The sequence below is a fragment of the Lactobacillus kitasatonis DSM 16761 = JCM 1039 genome, assembly GCF_000615285.1.
Taxonomy (GTDB): Bacteria; Bacillota; Bacilli; order Lactobacillales; family Lactobacillaceae; genus Lactobacillus; species Lactobacillus kitasatonis.
In genome coordinates this window covers 83,834-98,918 of sequence record NZ_BALU01000002.1, presented here as the reverse complement: position 1 = coordinate 98,918, position 15,085 = coordinate 83,834, and the positions used below count along the sequence as shown (strand labels likewise).

Sequence of the window (15,085 nt, the reverse complement as noted above, 5' to 3'; positions counted from 1 at the left end):
CAGACTCATGCTATAATCGTAACCAAAGCAATAACCAAGAGGTATTGACTTCGTTTACAGAGAAAAGCCATCATGCTGAGAGGCCAGAAGTTGATTAGTAGCTTGGTTAGCTGATTAATTGAAATTAAGTAGGTTAATCCGGACACTTCAGCGCCGTTATCGCTTATAAGAGAAGTACATTTTTTGTGCTTAACCATAGGTGGTACCGCGGTTAGTAAATCGTCCTAGACAATATTGTCTAGGACTTTTTTATTGGAGGAATTATTAATGACAGATTTAGCACCTAAATACAACCCTAATGAGGTTGAAAAAGGCAGATATCAAACTTGGCTTGATGAGGATTTGTTCAAGCCATCTGGTGACAAAAAAGCTCACCCATATTCAATTGTTATCCCACCACCAAATGTAACTGGTAAGTTGCACTTAGGTCACGCATGGGATACTGCAATTCAAGATACTTTGATTCGTTTCAAGCGTATGCAAGGTTACGATACTCTTTACCTTCCAGGTATGGACCACGCCGGTATTGCTACGCAAGCTAAGGTTGAAGCTAAGCTTCGTAAGCAAGGTAAAGACCGTCACCAAATGGGCCGTGAAAAGTTCGTTAAGCAAGTTTGGGACTGGAAAGATGAATACGCAGCAATCATCAAGGGCCAATGGGCTAAGATGGGTCTTTCACTTGACTACTCAAGAGAAAGATTTACCTTGGACAAGGGGCTTTCAAAGGCTGTTAAGAAAGTCTTCGTACACCTTTACAACGAAGGCTTAATTTACCGTGGTGAATACATCATCAACTGGGACCCAGCTTTGCAAACTGCTTTGAGTGATATCGAAGTTATTCACAAAGATGATAAGGGTGCCTTCTACCACATTAAATATCCATTTGTAGATGGTTCAGGTTATGTAGAAATTGCTACTACTCGTCCTGAAACCATGTTTGGTGATACTGCTGTTGCTGTTGCACCAGGTGACAAGCGCTACAAGGATCTTGTTGGTAAGGAATTAGTATTGCCACTTGTTGGTCGTCATATTCCAATTATCGAAGACCAACACGTAGACCCAGAATTTGGTACTGGTTTGGTTAAAATTACCCCAGCCCATGATCCTAACGACTTCCAAGTAGGTAACCGTCATAACTTGAAGAGAATCAATGTTATGAACGATGACGGTACGATGAACGAAGAAGCTGGCAAGTATGCTGGTATGGATCGTTTTGACTGTCGTGAAGCTTTAGTCAAGGACCTTAAAGAACAAGGTTACTTGATCAAGATTGAACCAATCGTTCACTCAGTAGGTCACTCAGAACGTTCAGGTGTTCAAGTTGAACCAAGACTTTCTAAACAATGGTTTGTTAAGATGAAGCCACTTGCTGACAAGGTTCTTGAAAATCAAAAGACTGACGGCAAGGTAAACTTCGTTCCAGAACGTTTCGAAGGTACTCTTGATCACTGGATGGAAGACGTTCACGATTGGTGTATTTCACGTCAATTATGGTGGGGTCACAGAATCCCAGCTTGGTACAACAAGAAGACTGGTGAAACTTACGTAGGCGTTGATGCTCCTAAGGATGCTGAAAACTGGGAACAAGATCCAGACGTACTTGATACTTGGTTCTCAAGTGCTCTTTGGCCATTCTCAACTTTAGGCTGGCCTGACACTGATTCAGAAGACTTCAAGCGTTACTTCCCAACCAATGCTTTGGTAACTGGTTACGACATCATCTTCTTCTGGGTATCCAGAATGATGTTCCAAAGTTTGCACTTTACTGGCAAGCGTCCATTCAATGATGTTGTTTTGCACGGTTTGATGCGTGACGAACAAGGCCGCAAGATGAGTAAATCACTTGGTAACGGTGTTGACCCAATGGATGTTGTTGACAAGTACGGTGCCGACGCTCTTCGTTGGTTCTTGCTTAACGGTACTGCTCCTGGTCAAGATACTCGTTATGATCCTAAGAAGTTATCAGCTGCTTGGAACTTCATCAACAAGATTTGGAACGCAAGTCGTTTCGTAATCATGAACTTGCCAGAAGATGCTAAGCCAGCTCACATGCCTGAAGTTTCTAAGTTTGATTTGTCAGACAGATGGATCTTTGATCGTTTGAACCACACAGTTAGCGAAGTAACTAGGCTCTTTGATGAATACAAGTTTGGTGAAGCTGGCCGTGAACTTTACAACTTTATCTGGAACGACTTCTGTGACTGGTACATCGAAATTTCGAAGGTTGCTTTAAACGGTGATGACGAAGAATTAAAGGCTAGAAAGCAAGAAAACCTTATTTGGATTCTTGATCAAATCTTGCGTTTGATGCACCCAATTATGCCATTCGTAACCGAAAAGCTTTGGCTTTCAATGCCACACGAAGGCAAGTCAATCATGGTAGCTAAGTACCCTGAAACTCATAAAGAATTTGAAAATGAGCAAGCAGATAATGATATGGCCTTCTTGATTGAAACTATCAAGGCTGTACGTAACATCCGTATGGAAGTTAACGCACCAATGTCATCTAAGATTGATATCATGATTCAATTGGATGATGCTAAGGATAAGCACATTTTGGATGAAAATGCTGACTACGTAGAAAACTTCTTACACCCTAAGAAGCTTGAAGTAGCTGAAGAAATTGAAGCTCCAAAATTGGCTAAGACTGCAGTTATTCCAGGCGCACAAATCTTTGTTCCATTGACTGAACTTGTTAACGTTGATGACGAATTAGCTAAGATGGAAAAAGAAGAAAAGCGTCTTGAAGACGAAGTTGCTCGTTGTGAAAAGAAGCTTGCTAACAAAGGCTTTGTTGACCACGCTCCAGAAGCAGTTGTTAACAAAGAAAAGGAAAAGAAGGCTGACTACGAAAGTCAATTAAGTGGCGTTCGTGAAAGAATTCAAGACTTGAAGGAGAGTAAATAATTGAAGTTTATTAATGCCCAAGAAGTAATTTCTTGCTTGTATTCTCTGCCACACTTGCATCCAAAAAACGATTTATCTTTTATCAAAAAGATATTGGCAAAATTGGGCAATCCGCAAGATCAAGTAAAAACCATTCATATTACAGGTACGAATGGTAAAGGCTCAACTTCATATTATTTAGCAACTCTGCTTAAAAAGGCTGGTCAGAAGACTGGCCTTTTTGTCTCACCTTATGTTTATCGTTTTAACGAACGAATTCAACTGAACAATCAAGATATTAGCGATCAAGATTTGGTAAAAGCAGCCAATAAGGTGCAAGCAGCTTTTGAAGAAATTCAAAAAGAAGATAATGACTTCTCATTGGTTACCTTTGAATATGAAGTAGCGATAGCTTTTGTCTATTTTGCAGACCAAAAATGCAATTATGCCGTAATTGAAGTAGGCATTGGTGGTGAACATGATAAAACCAATGTGATTACGCCAGAGGCCAGCATTATTACTACTATTGGCTTGGATCATGAGCAAATTATTGGTCCTACGATTCAAGATATTGCCCGTGAAAAAAGTGGCATTATAAAAAGAAATAGACCAGTGGTTTTGGGTAATGTGCCACAAGAAGTTTTGCCTATTTTAAAGCAAAAAGCAGAAAAAGAGCAGGCACCTCTTTTTCAATTAGGTCGCGATTTTGAAGTTAAACTAGATGAACAAATTGCTTATTCAGACAATGAACATGAGCTTGCCTTTAAATTGCGTCCGCAAGTTGAGGGTTTCGATATTGCTATTGCGATTCGAACTTTCTTTTTACTCGATTTGCCTTTAACAAATGAAAAAGTGGAGCAGGCGATTGATCAGACAGTAATACCTGGTCGTTATCAAGTATTGCAGACCAAGCCATTGATTATTTTAGACGGTGCTCATAATATTCAGGCCATGACTAATCTGCTTGAAACGGTTCATCAATTAGTTGAAAAAAGACAGGGTCATCTCCATGCACTAGTAACCATGATGAAGGATAAAGATTTAGAGCAAGTCTTTGCCTTGTTTAAGCAAAATGATGATGTTTTGCTTACAACACTAGATTATCCACGTGTAGCAAAACAAAATGATTTTCCAATTGATGTGCAAAGAAGATATAATTATGAACGGGACTATCAAAGAGGTTTTACCACGTTAAAGAATAAAATGGCGGATAACGATATTTTGTTAGTTACTGGCTCGTTTTATTTGGTAAGCGCAATTTTAAATTGGAAAGGAAAAAATGATGCACGTTAAAGGTATAAATGATGATATTCAAGGCATTGTTTTTGACATGGATGGCCTGCTAGTTAATTCAGAAAAATTGTATTGGGATGCAAACATTGAAGCAGCAGAAGAGGAAAATCTTGGTACGCCGCGCGATGCATATTTGAAATTAACTGGTGCCACAGTTAAGGAAATGCAGGATTTTTATCATAAGTATTTCAAAACCGACGCTGATCGTGATCGCTTCATTAAGCGAACCGACGACCTCGTTTGGCAGTGGACCGATGAAGGAAAATTGAAATTACAGCCTGGCGTGCAAGAAGCACTAGATGAATTTCAAAAGCGTGGAATGCATATGACCATTGCTTCAAGTAATTATGAAGACGTTGTGCAACACGTGCTTTGGGCAACTGGTATTAGAAATTATTTTGATTTCCATATCAGTTACCTAGATGTGCAAAAGGGTCATATTGAACCAAAGCCAGCACCAGATATTTATTTAACAGCTGCTAAGAAGATGCATTTGCCTAAAGAAAATATTCTGGTGTTTGAAGATTCATCTACTGGTGTTCAATCAGCAGCCAGTGCTGGTTTAAAATGCGTGATGGTGCCCGATTTGATTCCTCCAACGGAAAAAGATCGGACTAACGCCGCAATGATTTGTCAAAACTTTTTTGAATTTCTCAAGAGAATTTAGCTCTTTTTTGCGTAATAAGTAATGAGGAGGAATTTTCATGAAAGAAAAAAATTCAAGTCATTGCTTTGTAAGAACAGACCTAGAGTTATTAACCCAATTATTTCGACAATTTGAAGATAAAGAAATAACTGATTTTAAAAAATTGGAAAACTTTTTTATTAAAAATAAACTGGCTAATTTCGATGACTTAATTCAGTTTATTACTGGCCCAGATTGTACAGATGAAATTGCTATTACTGCTGAAGAAGTATTAGATCGCTTGCGTTTAGCTTCTCCTAAACGTAAGGCAGTTTTAACTTCCAGCGTAGAAGTGGGCAATTACTTAGCTGATAAACTCGTAGGTCATAAACAAGAAGAGCTTTGGGCATTATATATTGATAATGCTAGTAATATCATTGCCGAGAAAAAATTATTTCAAGGTACATTAAATAGATCAGTAGCTCATCCGCGAGAGATTTTTCGTTGGGCTGTAATCTATGGCTGTTCAGGGATTTTTATTGCTCATAATCATCCTAGTGGCAAATTGATGCCATCTTCTAGCGATTTTGATTTGACAGAAGATCTATGCCAAGTAGCTAAAATGATGAAAATTGACTTTTTAGACCACTTTATTGTGGGTCAAGGTCATTATCTGAGCATGCGTGAAGAAAAATTAGTTTAAACTTCTTTAAAATTCGCGCGAAAATCACCTATAAAGTTATAGTATGCTATAATTATTCAAGATTTAGAGACCGCAACAATTTAAGGAGAGATTTTTGTGTTTGGATTAGGTACAAAAAATATTGGTATCGATTTAGGTACAGCCAATACACTCGTTTATATGGAAGGTAAAGGAATCGTTTTAAGAGAACCTTCTGTAGTAGCAAAGAATACACAAACAGGTGAAGTTATCGCTGTAGGTTCAGAAGCTAAGGAAATGATTGGTAGAACACCTGGTACTATCGTAGCAATTCGTCCTATGAAAGACGGTGTTATTGCTGACTACGATACTACAGCAGCCATGCTTAAGTACTTTATGGAAAAGACAGTTGGCAATTCTAAGCCTTCAGTAATGGTTTGTGTACCATCAGGTGTTACTGAAGTTGAAAAGCGTGCCGTAATTGATGCTGCTAGAGTAGCTGGTGCACGTGAAGCTTCGTAATCGAAGAGCCATTTGCAGCAGCTATTGGTGCAGGTCTTCCAGTTATGGATCCTACAGGTTCAATGGTTGTTGATATCGGTGGCGGTACTACTGATGTAGCTACTATTTCATTAGGTGGTATCGTTTCCTCAACTTCAATTCGCCAAGCTGGTGACAAGTTCAACAATGCAATTATTAACTACATTCACTCAAACTTTAACTTGTTAATTGGTGAAAGAACTGCTGAAGATATTAAGATTCAAATTGGCTCAGCTTCTGTTGAAAAGGCTAAGGAAATTGAATCAATGAATATTCGTGGTCGTGATTTGGTAACCGGCTTGCCAAAATCTATCGATGTTGAAGCAGTTGACATTGCTAAAGCTATTCAAGATGTTGTTCAAGACATCATCGTAGCAATCAAGGAAACTTTGGAACAAACTTCACCTGAAATTGCCGCTGACGTTATCGATCACGGTATCGTTTTAACTGGTGGTGGTGCACTTCTTAAGAATTTGCCAGAGGTTATTTCTGAAGCAACGAAGGTACCTGTATTTATTGCTCAAGATCCACTTGATTGTGTAGCAATTGGTACTGGTGAATCACTTAAGAATATTGAAGTAATGCGTAGAAGTCGCAAATAATAAAAAGCCGGCTGTTGCCGGTTTTTCTTTGGGATCAATTCTTAATGAAAAAATTTCTGCAAAACAAAAAATTATTATCAGCATTTATTATAGTTATCGTTGTTTTAGTCGTTTTAGGTGGAAGCGTGAGCTTACGCAAAAAACGTAATACACCATTACTAATCCAAAGTTTGGGTAACGATATTGTTGCTTTAGGTACAAGGATTGTTGATGTCCCTGTAGGTTGGATTTCTGGCGGCTTAAACAGTGCTCATGACATTTTAAATACTCAAGAAGAGAATAATCATTTAAAGCGTGAAATTACTAACCTCGGTCAAACCAAGGTACGGAATTCAGCTCTTGAAAAAGAAAACCGTCAATTAAAGTCTGCGTTGAAACTGAAGGATACCTTAAGTGGATATACTTTAGTTAATGCATCAGTAATTTCTAGATCACCTGATACTTGGTCAGATTTATTGACTATTAATAAAGGTAGTTCTGCAGGTATTAGAAAGAACATGGCCGTTATGTGCGGTGGTGGTGTTATTGGACGAATTGTTGAAGCAAATGCTGCTTCATCTAAAGTTGAATTAATTACTACAACAGATGAATCAGCTAACCGTTTCTCTGTTCAAGCAGATGCTGTTAACGGTAAGACTGTGCACGGTATTATTACTGTTACTTCCAACAATAATTTAGCATTTACTCAAGTAGTTGATGGCCGTAAGTTGAAAGCTGGTACTAGAGTTTATACTAGTGGTATGGGTGGTAATTCACCTAAGGGCCTGTTGATCGGTACAGTAACTACAACAACTCGCGATTCATTTGGTTTATCTGATCAAATTAGAATCAAACCAGCAGGCGATATTAATGATCCTTCTGTTGTCACAGTTATTGAAAGACAGGTGGCTAACTAATGTCTATTTTTCGTAAATGGGTTTTAGCTATAGCTATGTTTGTCGCATTAATTGTCGACGGCATTTGTTCGTTTTATTTGCATCAGTTTATGAATTATGACAGTTTCGGTGCAGCTAGTGTAATTTTGCCAATTAGTATGATGCTAATCGGATTGTTTGATGATACAAATGATAACGAAATTTGGTTGGCAATTGGTACTGGTATTGTTGCTGATATTTATTTCTACGGTATTATTGGTATTTATACAGTATTTTTACCGGTTAGCTGCTGGATTTGCCAAAAAGTAGCACGTTTCTTACCTGAAGTTTTTTGGGCAAGATTAATAGTAACACTGCTTGGAACTACAGTCTTTGTTGCTTATGATTGGCTAGTATTTAAAGCAGTAGGCTTGGCTGATGCTTCAGTCTATACTTTATTAATGTCATTATTGGTAAACTTAGGCTGGTCAGCTGTGGTTTTTGTCCTAGTTTATTGGATTTGGGGTAATTTAGCACAAGATTATCCATTCTTAATTGATTTGAATGCTTATCGAGTATAAATGAAAAGACACGAGAAATTTTCCCGTGTCTTTTTTAAAACATTCCTGCACTTGCCATTGCGCCAACAGCTCCAGCAATAACTGCTGCTAAAGTAATAAAAGCCATTAGCCAAGCCATGACAATGGTCAATTTTTGAAAACCTGATTTCTTTTTCTTCTTTCGTGCCATAAAAAGCCCTCCTATTTGAACAATATTTTATGCTTATTAATAGTTTTTTTCAAATCAATTGTAGTTTAGAATAAAGGAATGGAGGAACTTTTATGCTTTATATTTTCCTAATGCCAATTATTGGTTTAGCGCTCGCTTTTGTAATTAACTTAATATTTCCACATGCGAAATTCAGAGGCTATGACGTATTGCCATTCTTTTTTATCGCTGGCTGCAATTTGATTACTGCACATATGAATCAGCCTTCTTTTTTACCATATGGCTTTTTAATTTATTTTATTTTAGTAATTATTGTTTCATTGAACGATGCAATCAAAAATAAAAATATTTCTTTAAGTAAAACATTCCGTAAATTATGGAACTATTTAGCTGCATGTACCAGTTTATGGTATGTGGGATTATTACTAATGATGCTTATATGAGATATAACTTATTTGTATATGCGAAAGGTGCAAAATGATAAGATTTTGCACCTTTTTTAAATTTTATAAAAAGAAAAGTTATAAATAAATTTAAAAACATGTATTTTTTGCCTGAGCAGGTGGTAGAGAGTGGTGAATTGTGGTAAATTATTTAGTGGAAGGGGGCTAGACCATGTTCATGGGTGAATACCACCACAATCTGGACAGCAAGGGTCGTTTAATTATACCAGCGAAACTGCGCGAACAGATTGGTGATAAGATGGTGTTCACGCGAGGAATGGAAGGCTGCATTTTTGGCTATTCAATGGATGAGTGGTCAAAAATTGAAGCTAAATTAGCAAAACTTCCGTTGACTAAGAGGAATGCGCGTAAATTTATGCGTTTATTCTACTCTGGTGCGATGGAATGTGAGTTTGATAAGCAGGGTCGCGTTAATCTGACAGCAACGCTTAAGGACCATGCTAAACTCATAAAAGAATGTGTCATTATAGGTGTTTCTAACCGAATTGAAATTTGGTCCAAGGAGCGTTGGGATAGCTTCGAAGAAGAAGCTAACGAAGACTATGATGATATTGCTGAAAATTTGGACGACATTGAACTATAGAATATGAAATTCAAACACACCAGTGTACTCTTACATGAAACTATCGACAATTTAAAACCAAAAAACGGTGGTCTTTATGTAGATGCAACTTTTGGCGGTGGTGGGCATGCAAGATATTTGCTCAGCAAAATTGACACCGGTACGTTGATAGGTTTTGACCAAGATGAATACGCAATAAAATCGGCAAAGTTGAACTTTGCTAATTTATTGGAACCGGATAGTGAACCTAAGTTGAAGCTCGTACATGACAATTTTACGAATCTGCAGCGGGATCTGGTTGAGCTAGGTTATTCAGATGGCATAGATGGCATATACTATGATTTAGGTGTCTCATCCCCTCAGTTCGATCAAGCTGATCGTGGTTTTTCATACCGCTATAATGCTCGACTCGATATGAGGATGGATCAAAGTCAAAGCTTAGATGCTTATCAGTTAGTTAATACTTTAAGTCAAAAAGAACTAGCGGATATTTTGTACAAATATGGAGATGAAAAATTCTCCCGTCAAATAGCTCACAAAATCGTGGAAAGACGTAAGGATAAGCCGATTGTGACAACTTTTGAATTAGTTGACATAATCAAAGAGGCAATTCCTGCTTATGCACGAAGGACAGGAGGACACCCAGCAAAGAAGAGTTTTCAAGCTTTGCGGGTGGCTGTTAATCATGAATTAGATGTATTACAAGCTTCTCTAGAAGAAGCAATTAAGGTCTTGCGGCCTGGCGGTCGAATCAGCGTGATTACATTCCAGTCTCATGAAGACAAAATCGTTAAGAAGATTTTTAAGAAGTATTCAGAAGTGGAGGTGCCAAGAGGAATGCCTTTTGTACCGGACGATATGAAACCAACGCTGCGTCTGGTCAATCGCAAACCAATTATCGCCTCGGCTTCAGAGTTAGAAAAAAACAACCGCTCACACAGTGCAAAACTACGGGTTGCAGAGAAGTTATAAAGAGGAAAATGCTATGGCTGACAGTTCAGCAAGAAGAATAGAATACGAACCAAGTAAGCAAAATGGTTCTAAGAAACATCAACGAATTATCCTTGATCCGCGTAAAGTTCCTTATAGTTTAGTAGAGAAAACTTTAATAATTGTTGGAAGCGTGATTACGCTTGGGATGATGATTTTTTTAGTTTCTTCTAGTATTTCTGCAACTTCGGCTCAACATGAGTTGACAAAAACACAACAGTCAGTTACTAAGGAACAGAACAGGGTTACCGATTTACGTCAAGAAATTGGTGAGTTGACCTCCACTACGCGTTTGAACAAGATTGCGCGTCAAAAGGGCTTAACTCTTATTAATAAAAACATTAGGACAATTCGCTAATGAAAAAAAACAGTAATTTAAAATTACAAAAATCCAAAGCCCACAGCTACCGCTTTACAGTGGGGAGATTTCTCCAAGTAGCTGTCGCTTTGGTTTTTCTTGTATTTACGGCTAGATTTTTATATATAGGTATATCCAAAACAGTTAATGGGCAGAACTTATCCGCACGTACCAAGCAGCTTTATAAGCGTAATCAAGTTATTAAAGCAACACGTGGTACGATATATGATCGGAATGGATTAGCAATTGCGGAAGACACACATTTATATACTATTTACGCGATTTTGGATAAGTCATCGATCAACTACAAGAATAAGCCAGAATATGTTGTGAATAAGTCTGAAACAGCTGAAAAGTTGGCTACAGTTTTGCCGATGTCGGCAGATAAAATTTATCGCTATTTGAATCCCAAGCAGAAGGCTTTCCAGGTTCAATTTGGTACAGCAGGTAGTGGATTAACGAGTAAGCAGAAGAAAAAGATTGAAGCTATGAAATTGCCAGGAATCAAATTCTTAGCTACGCCATCAAGACTTTATCCTAATGGTAATTTTGCTTCTCACATTGTTGGTTTAGCTCAGCCTGTATATGATAAAAAGACCAATGCACAAAATTTGGTTGGTACTATGGGAATTGAGGCTTACTTCAACAAGACTTTAACCGGTACTGATGGTTACAGAATTTCCTCAGTTGATGCTTCAGAATATCAAATGCCTAATGGCAATCAAGTATATAAGCCAGTTAAAAATGGTAATAACTTATATTTGACGCTTGATTCACAACTGCAAAGTTATCTTGAATTACATATGACTGATGTACAAAAAGCATATGATCCTACTTCGATAACTGCAGTTGTTGAAGATATGAAGACTGGTAAAATTTTAGCAGCTTCACAGCGTCCAACATTTAATCCTCAGACTAAGAAAGGTTTAACCAAGGCATATCGTAATATCTTGGTTCAAGATACTTATGAACCAGGTTCTGTATTTAAAGTTCTTTCCTTTGCGGCAGTAGTTAATAGTGGCAATTATAATCCGAATGAATATTACCGTTCAGGATCAGTAAATGTCGGTGGTTCAACTATCCACGACTGGTTGACTTCTGGTTGGGGTACGATTCCATTTTCACAAGCATTTGAGCGTTCAAGTAACACTGGTTTTGTTAAGCTGGAACAAAAGATGGGTGCAAAGACTTGGAATAAGTACTTAAAGAAGTTCCACATTGGTCAAAAGACTGGAATTACACTTCCGGGAGAACAACCTGGCTTCATTTCATTCAAGACGCCAGTTGATCAAGCCGTTACTGCATTTGGTCAGGGTGTAAATGTTAATGTAATGCAAATGATGCAGGCATACAGTTCATTGGCTAATAATGGTCAAATGGTAAAGCCGCAATTAGTTGATAAGATTACTGATTCTAACGGTAAAACCCTTAAGGGCTATGAGATCAAAAAAGTTGGTTCAAAGATTTACAGCAACAAGACTAAAAAAGTTGTTTTGGCCAATATGAAGCGAGTGCTTAATAAGCAATCTGGTACTGGTAATGCCTACAAGATGGGCAATGCAGATATTGCTGTTAAGACCGGTACTGCTCAAATAGCTAATCCAAAAGGTGGTGGCTATTTGAAAGGTGATAGCAACTACATCTTCTCAGTAGTCGGTGTTTACCCAGGCAGCAATCCACGTTATTGCATTTACTTGACACTTAAGCAGCCTCATTTAGGTGGCGGTGCTACTGCTGAAAAGATCTTGGCATCTATCTTTAAACCAATGATGAGCAGAATCATCTCGATGTCTAAAAACGATAATTCTTCAACCACTGTTGAAGTACCTAGCTTTAAAGGCATGACATATAAGCAGGCTGCAATTAAAGCAAATCAAGTTGGTTTGAATATAGTTAAAGTTGGTAGTGGCAAGCGTGTTACTGATCAAGGCATCAAGAAGGGCGAAAGATTAGAGTCAGGCGATAAGATATTTGTATCTACGTCAGGTAAAGTGACTTGCCCAGACATGCGTGGCTGGAGCATTAACGATTTGCATGAGTTCTCGAACCTCACAGACGTTAAATTTAGTATAAAGGGAACCGGAACTGTTGCTAGTCAAGATGTGGCTAAAGGAACAGAAATAAAAGCCGGACAGAAAATAAAAGTTAAGTTAAAGGAGTAGCATAGAATGAATATTATGCTGGCAAGCTGTATTGCCTTAGTTAGTTCACTGATTTTGACAGTGATTTTTGTACCGATGTTGATCAAATTCATGCGTTCACACCATGAAGGTCAAGAGATTCGTGATGAGGGTCCTAAATGGCACCAGAAGAAGTCTGGTACGCCAACTATGGGAGGAACAGTTTTTGTTATTGCTGCTGTTGTTTCCGTTATTTGGGTTGCTGCATGGCAACATAGTTTAAATAAAGTAGTCTGGATTCTGATTATCAGTTTATTGGGCTACGGTATTATTGGTTTTCTTGATGATGGAATCAAGCTTTACTTCAAACGTAATTTAGGTTTGAGAGCATGGCAAAAGTTAGCTCTTCAAATTATTATTGCGATTGTAATTGTGTGGATTGCTTCAAGTGATCACTTCCAATTTGGTTTGTACATTCCATTTGCTGGAGTTGTACATAGTGTTGTTTTATTCACTATCTTCATTATTTTCTGGCTTGTTGGTTTCTCAAACGCAGTTAACTTGTCAGATGGACTAGATGGTTTAGCAACTGGCTTATCGGTTGTTGCATATGGTACATACGCTTATATTGCATTTAAACAAAAGAATTTTGCTGTTTTGGCCTTTTGTATGAGTGTAATTGGTGGTTTGATTGGATTCTTTATTTTCAACCATAAGCCAGCTAAGATCTTTATGGGGGATGCTGGTTCACTTGCCTTAGGTGGCGGTTTGGCTACTGTAAGTATCATGCTTAACAGACCATGGTCACTTTTGCTTGTCGGAATTGTCTTTGTTTGCGAAACTGCTAGTGTAATTTTGCAAGTTATCTCATTCCAAACAACTGGTAAGAGAATCTTTAAGATGACTCCTATTCACCACCACTTCGAAATGCTCGGCTGGTCTGAATGGAAAGTTGATACTGTATTTTGGATTGTTGGTTTAATTGGTAGTATTTTGTATTTAGCAATTTGGGGATAAAAAATGAAGGATATTAAAACTTATACTGATAAGAATATTTTAGTTTTAGGTTTAGGAAAAAGTGGTTTTGCAGTTAGTGAATTACTTTTAAAGCTAGGCGCAAAATTGACTTTAAATGATAAAGCTGATCTTGATAAAAATGAGAAGGCACAAGAATTAAAGGCTAGAGGCGTTTGCGTAATTGGCGGGCATCACCCAGTTGATCTTCTTGAAAAAGAACACTTTGATTATTTAGTTAAAAACCCAGGTATCCCTTATGAAAACCCAATGGTGCAAAAGGCTGAGGAATTAAATATTCCAATTATTACTGAACCAGAAATTGCTCTAAGCTGCAGTGAAGCACCTTATGTTTGTGTAACTGGTTCAAATGGTAAGACAACTACAGTAATGCTTACCCAAAGAATTTTGGATCACCATTTGCAAAAGTCAGGTCACCACGCTTATGCCGTTGGTAACATCGGTGTGCCAATTTCAGAAGTTGTACCTAAGGCTACTAAAGATGATATTTTGGTAGTTGAAATTTCAAGTTTCCAACTTTTAGGTGTTACTGATATTGATCCTAAGGTTGCAGCAATCGTTGACATTTATAACAATGTTCACTTGGACTACCACAAGACTTTTGAAAACTACGTTAATGCTAAGTTAAACGTGACTAGAACCCAAACTAGTGATGATTACTTTATTGCTAACTATGATCAAAAAGATATTTTAGCTAAAGAAAAGAAGGTTTCTCCAGCTAAGATGCAAACATTCTCAGAAACTGATCATAATGCAGATTACTTTATTGGTGATGAGTATCTTGAGAGTCAAAACGAAAAAATCATGAAAATTGCCGACATCAAGTTGCCAGGTATTCATAACTTACAAAACAGTTTAGTAGCTATCTCCATTTCTAAGATTATGGGTGCAAACAATGATGATATCGTAGCAGTTTTAAGTACTTTTGCTGGTGCTAAGCATCGTTTACAATATGTAACGACACTTGATAGTCGTAAGGTTTATAATGATTCTAAGTCAACTAATATTGAAGCTGCCACAGTAGCCATTCCTGCTTTTAAAGAACCTGAAGTATTAATTGCTGGTGGTTTGGACAGAGGTTTTCTTTTTGATGATTTGGTACCATTATTTAAGAAACATGTTAAGGCAATTGTTCTTTATGGTGAAACCAAGTATCTTTTGGCTGATGCAGCTAGAAAAGCTGGCATTAAGGATATTGTGATCGTTAATACTCTTCAAGAAGCTGTTCCAAGAGCATATGAATTGACTGAACCTGGCGACGTATTATTGTTCTCACCAGCTTGTGCTTCATGGGATCAATTCAGAACCTTCGAAGAACGTGGCGATTACTTTGTTAGATTTGTTAAGGAATTAAAGACTAAATAAA

General features: G+C 37.7%; 14 protein-coding genes and 1 pseudogene. 14 read left to right on the top strand and 1 reads right to left on the bottom strand.

The genetic code is table 11. The features are described from left to right. Nucleotides 1-267 precede the first annotated feature (267 nt). The 7 genes and pseudogenes from JCM1039_RS01715 (at nucleotide 268) to mreD (ending at nucleotide 8,042) form a co-directional block, all read left to right on the top strand. Entirely contained in the window at nucleotides 268-2,907 is a 2,640-nt protein-coding gene (locus JCM1039_RS01715; RefSeq protein ID WP_025014396.1) for a valine--tRNA ligase, read from the top strand. Beyond that, nucleotides 2,908-4,179, top strand: a complete 1,272-nt coding sequence (locus JCM1039_RS01710; protein ID WP_025014395.1) for a bifunctional folylpolyglutamate synthase/dihydrofolate synthase — start codon at nucleotides 2,908-2,910, stop codon at nucleotides 4,177-4,179. Beyond that, the gene (locus JCM1039_RS01705; RefSeq protein ID WP_025014394.1) at nucleotides 4,169-4,846 is read left to right on the top strand and encodes an HAD family hydrolase; all 678 of its coding nucleotides are present in this window, start codon (nucleotides 4,169-4,171) and stop codon (nucleotides 4,844-4,846) included. Before JCM1039_RS01710 ends, JCM1039_RS01705 begins: the two co-directional genes overlap by 11 nt. Before the next feature lie 37 nt (nucleotides 4,847-4,883). Next, a complete protein-coding gene (locus tag JCM1039_RS01700; RefSeq protein ID WP_025014393.1) occupies nucleotides 4,884-5,507 on the top strand; it encodes a JAB domain-containing protein in 624 nt (207 codons plus the stop codon). 96 nt (nucleotides 5,508-5,603) lie between these two features. After that, a pseudogene (locus JCM1039_RS10250) lies at nucleotides 5,604-6,607 on the top strand (rod shape-determining protein). 44 nt (nucleotides 6,608-6,651) lie between these two features. After that, the gene (gene mreC, locus JCM1039_RS01690) at nucleotides 6,652-7,503 is read left to right on the top strand and encodes a rod shape-determining protein MreC (RefSeq protein WP_025014392.1); all 852 of its coding nucleotides are present in this window, start codon (nucleotides 6,652-6,654) and stop codon (nucleotides 7,501-7,503) included. Further along, on the top strand, nucleotides 7,503-8,042 hold the full coding sequence (mreD, locus tag JCM1039_RS01685) for a rod shape-determining protein MreD (protein ID WP_025014391.1): 540 nt from the start codon (nucleotides 7,503-7,505) through the stop codon (nucleotides 8,040-8,042). Before mreC ends, mreD begins: the two co-directional genes overlap by 1 nt. A gap of 34 nt (nucleotides 8,043-8,076) precedes the next feature. On the opposite strand, the gene JCM1039_RS11835 is transcribed toward mreD, so the two are convergent. Beyond that, a complete protein-coding gene (locus tag JCM1039_RS11835; protein WP_013437618.1) occupies nucleotides 8,077-8,211 on the bottom strand; it encodes a DUF4044 domain-containing protein in 135 nt (44 codons plus the stop codon). Nucleotides 8,212-8,303: 92 nt separating this feature from the next. On the opposite strand from JCM1039_RS11835, the gene JCM1039_RS01675 reads away from it, so the two are divergent. From JCM1039_RS01675 to murD, 7 genes are all read left to right on the top strand, one after another. Beyond that, nucleotides 8,304-8,633: a DUF3397 domain-containing protein gene (locus JCM1039_RS01675; RefSeq protein ID WP_025014390.1), complete on the top strand. Its 330-nt coding sequence runs from the start codon at nucleotides 8,304-8,306 to the stop codon at nucleotides 8,631-8,633. A gap of 172 nt (nucleotides 8,634-8,805) precedes the next feature. Continuing rightward, a complete protein-coding gene (gene mraZ, locus JCM1039_RS12290; protein WP_013437620.1) occupies nucleotides 8,806-9,237 on the top strand; it encodes a division/cell wall cluster transcriptional repressor MraZ in 432 nt (143 codons plus the stop codon). Between the two features lie 3 nt (nucleotides 9,238-9,240). After that, on the top strand, nucleotides 9,241-10,188 hold the full coding sequence (gene rsmH / locus JCM1039_RS01665) for a 16S rRNA (cytosine(1402)-N(4))-methyltransferase RsmH (protein ID WP_025014389.1): 948 nt from the start codon (nucleotides 9,241-9,243) through the stop codon (nucleotides 10,186-10,188). Nucleotides 10,189-10,201: 13 nt separating this feature from the next. Then, the gene (gene ftsL, locus JCM1039_RS01660; protein WP_025014388.1) at nucleotides 10,202-10,564 is read left to right on the top strand and encodes a cell division protein FtsL; all 363 of its coding nucleotides are present in this window, start codon (nucleotides 10,202-10,204) and stop codon (nucleotides 10,562-10,564) included. Beyond that, nucleotides 10,564-12,726 (top strand): PASTA domain-containing penicillin-binding protein, encoded by a 2,163-nt coding sequence (locus tag JCM1039_RS01655; RefSeq protein WP_025014387.1) that lies wholly within the window; start codon nucleotides 10,564-10,566, stop codon nucleotides 12,724-12,726. Before ftsL ends, JCM1039_RS01655 begins: the two co-directional genes overlap by 1 nt. 6 nt (nucleotides 12,727-12,732) lie before the next feature. Next, entirely contained in the window at nucleotides 12,733-13,701 is a 969-nt protein-coding gene (gene mraY, locus JCM1039_RS01650; RefSeq protein WP_013641725.1) for a phospho-N-acetylmuramoyl-pentapeptide-transferase, read from the top strand. 3 nt (nucleotides 13,702-13,704) lie between these two features. Continuing rightward, on the top strand, nucleotides 13,705-15,084 hold the full coding sequence (gene murD, locus JCM1039_RS01645) for a UDP-N-acetylmuramoyl-L-alanine--D-glutamate ligase (RefSeq protein ID WP_025014386.1): 1,380 nt from the start codon (nucleotides 13,705-13,707) through the stop codon (nucleotides 15,082-15,084). The last annotated feature ends 1 nt before the right edge of the window (nucleotide 15,085 follow it).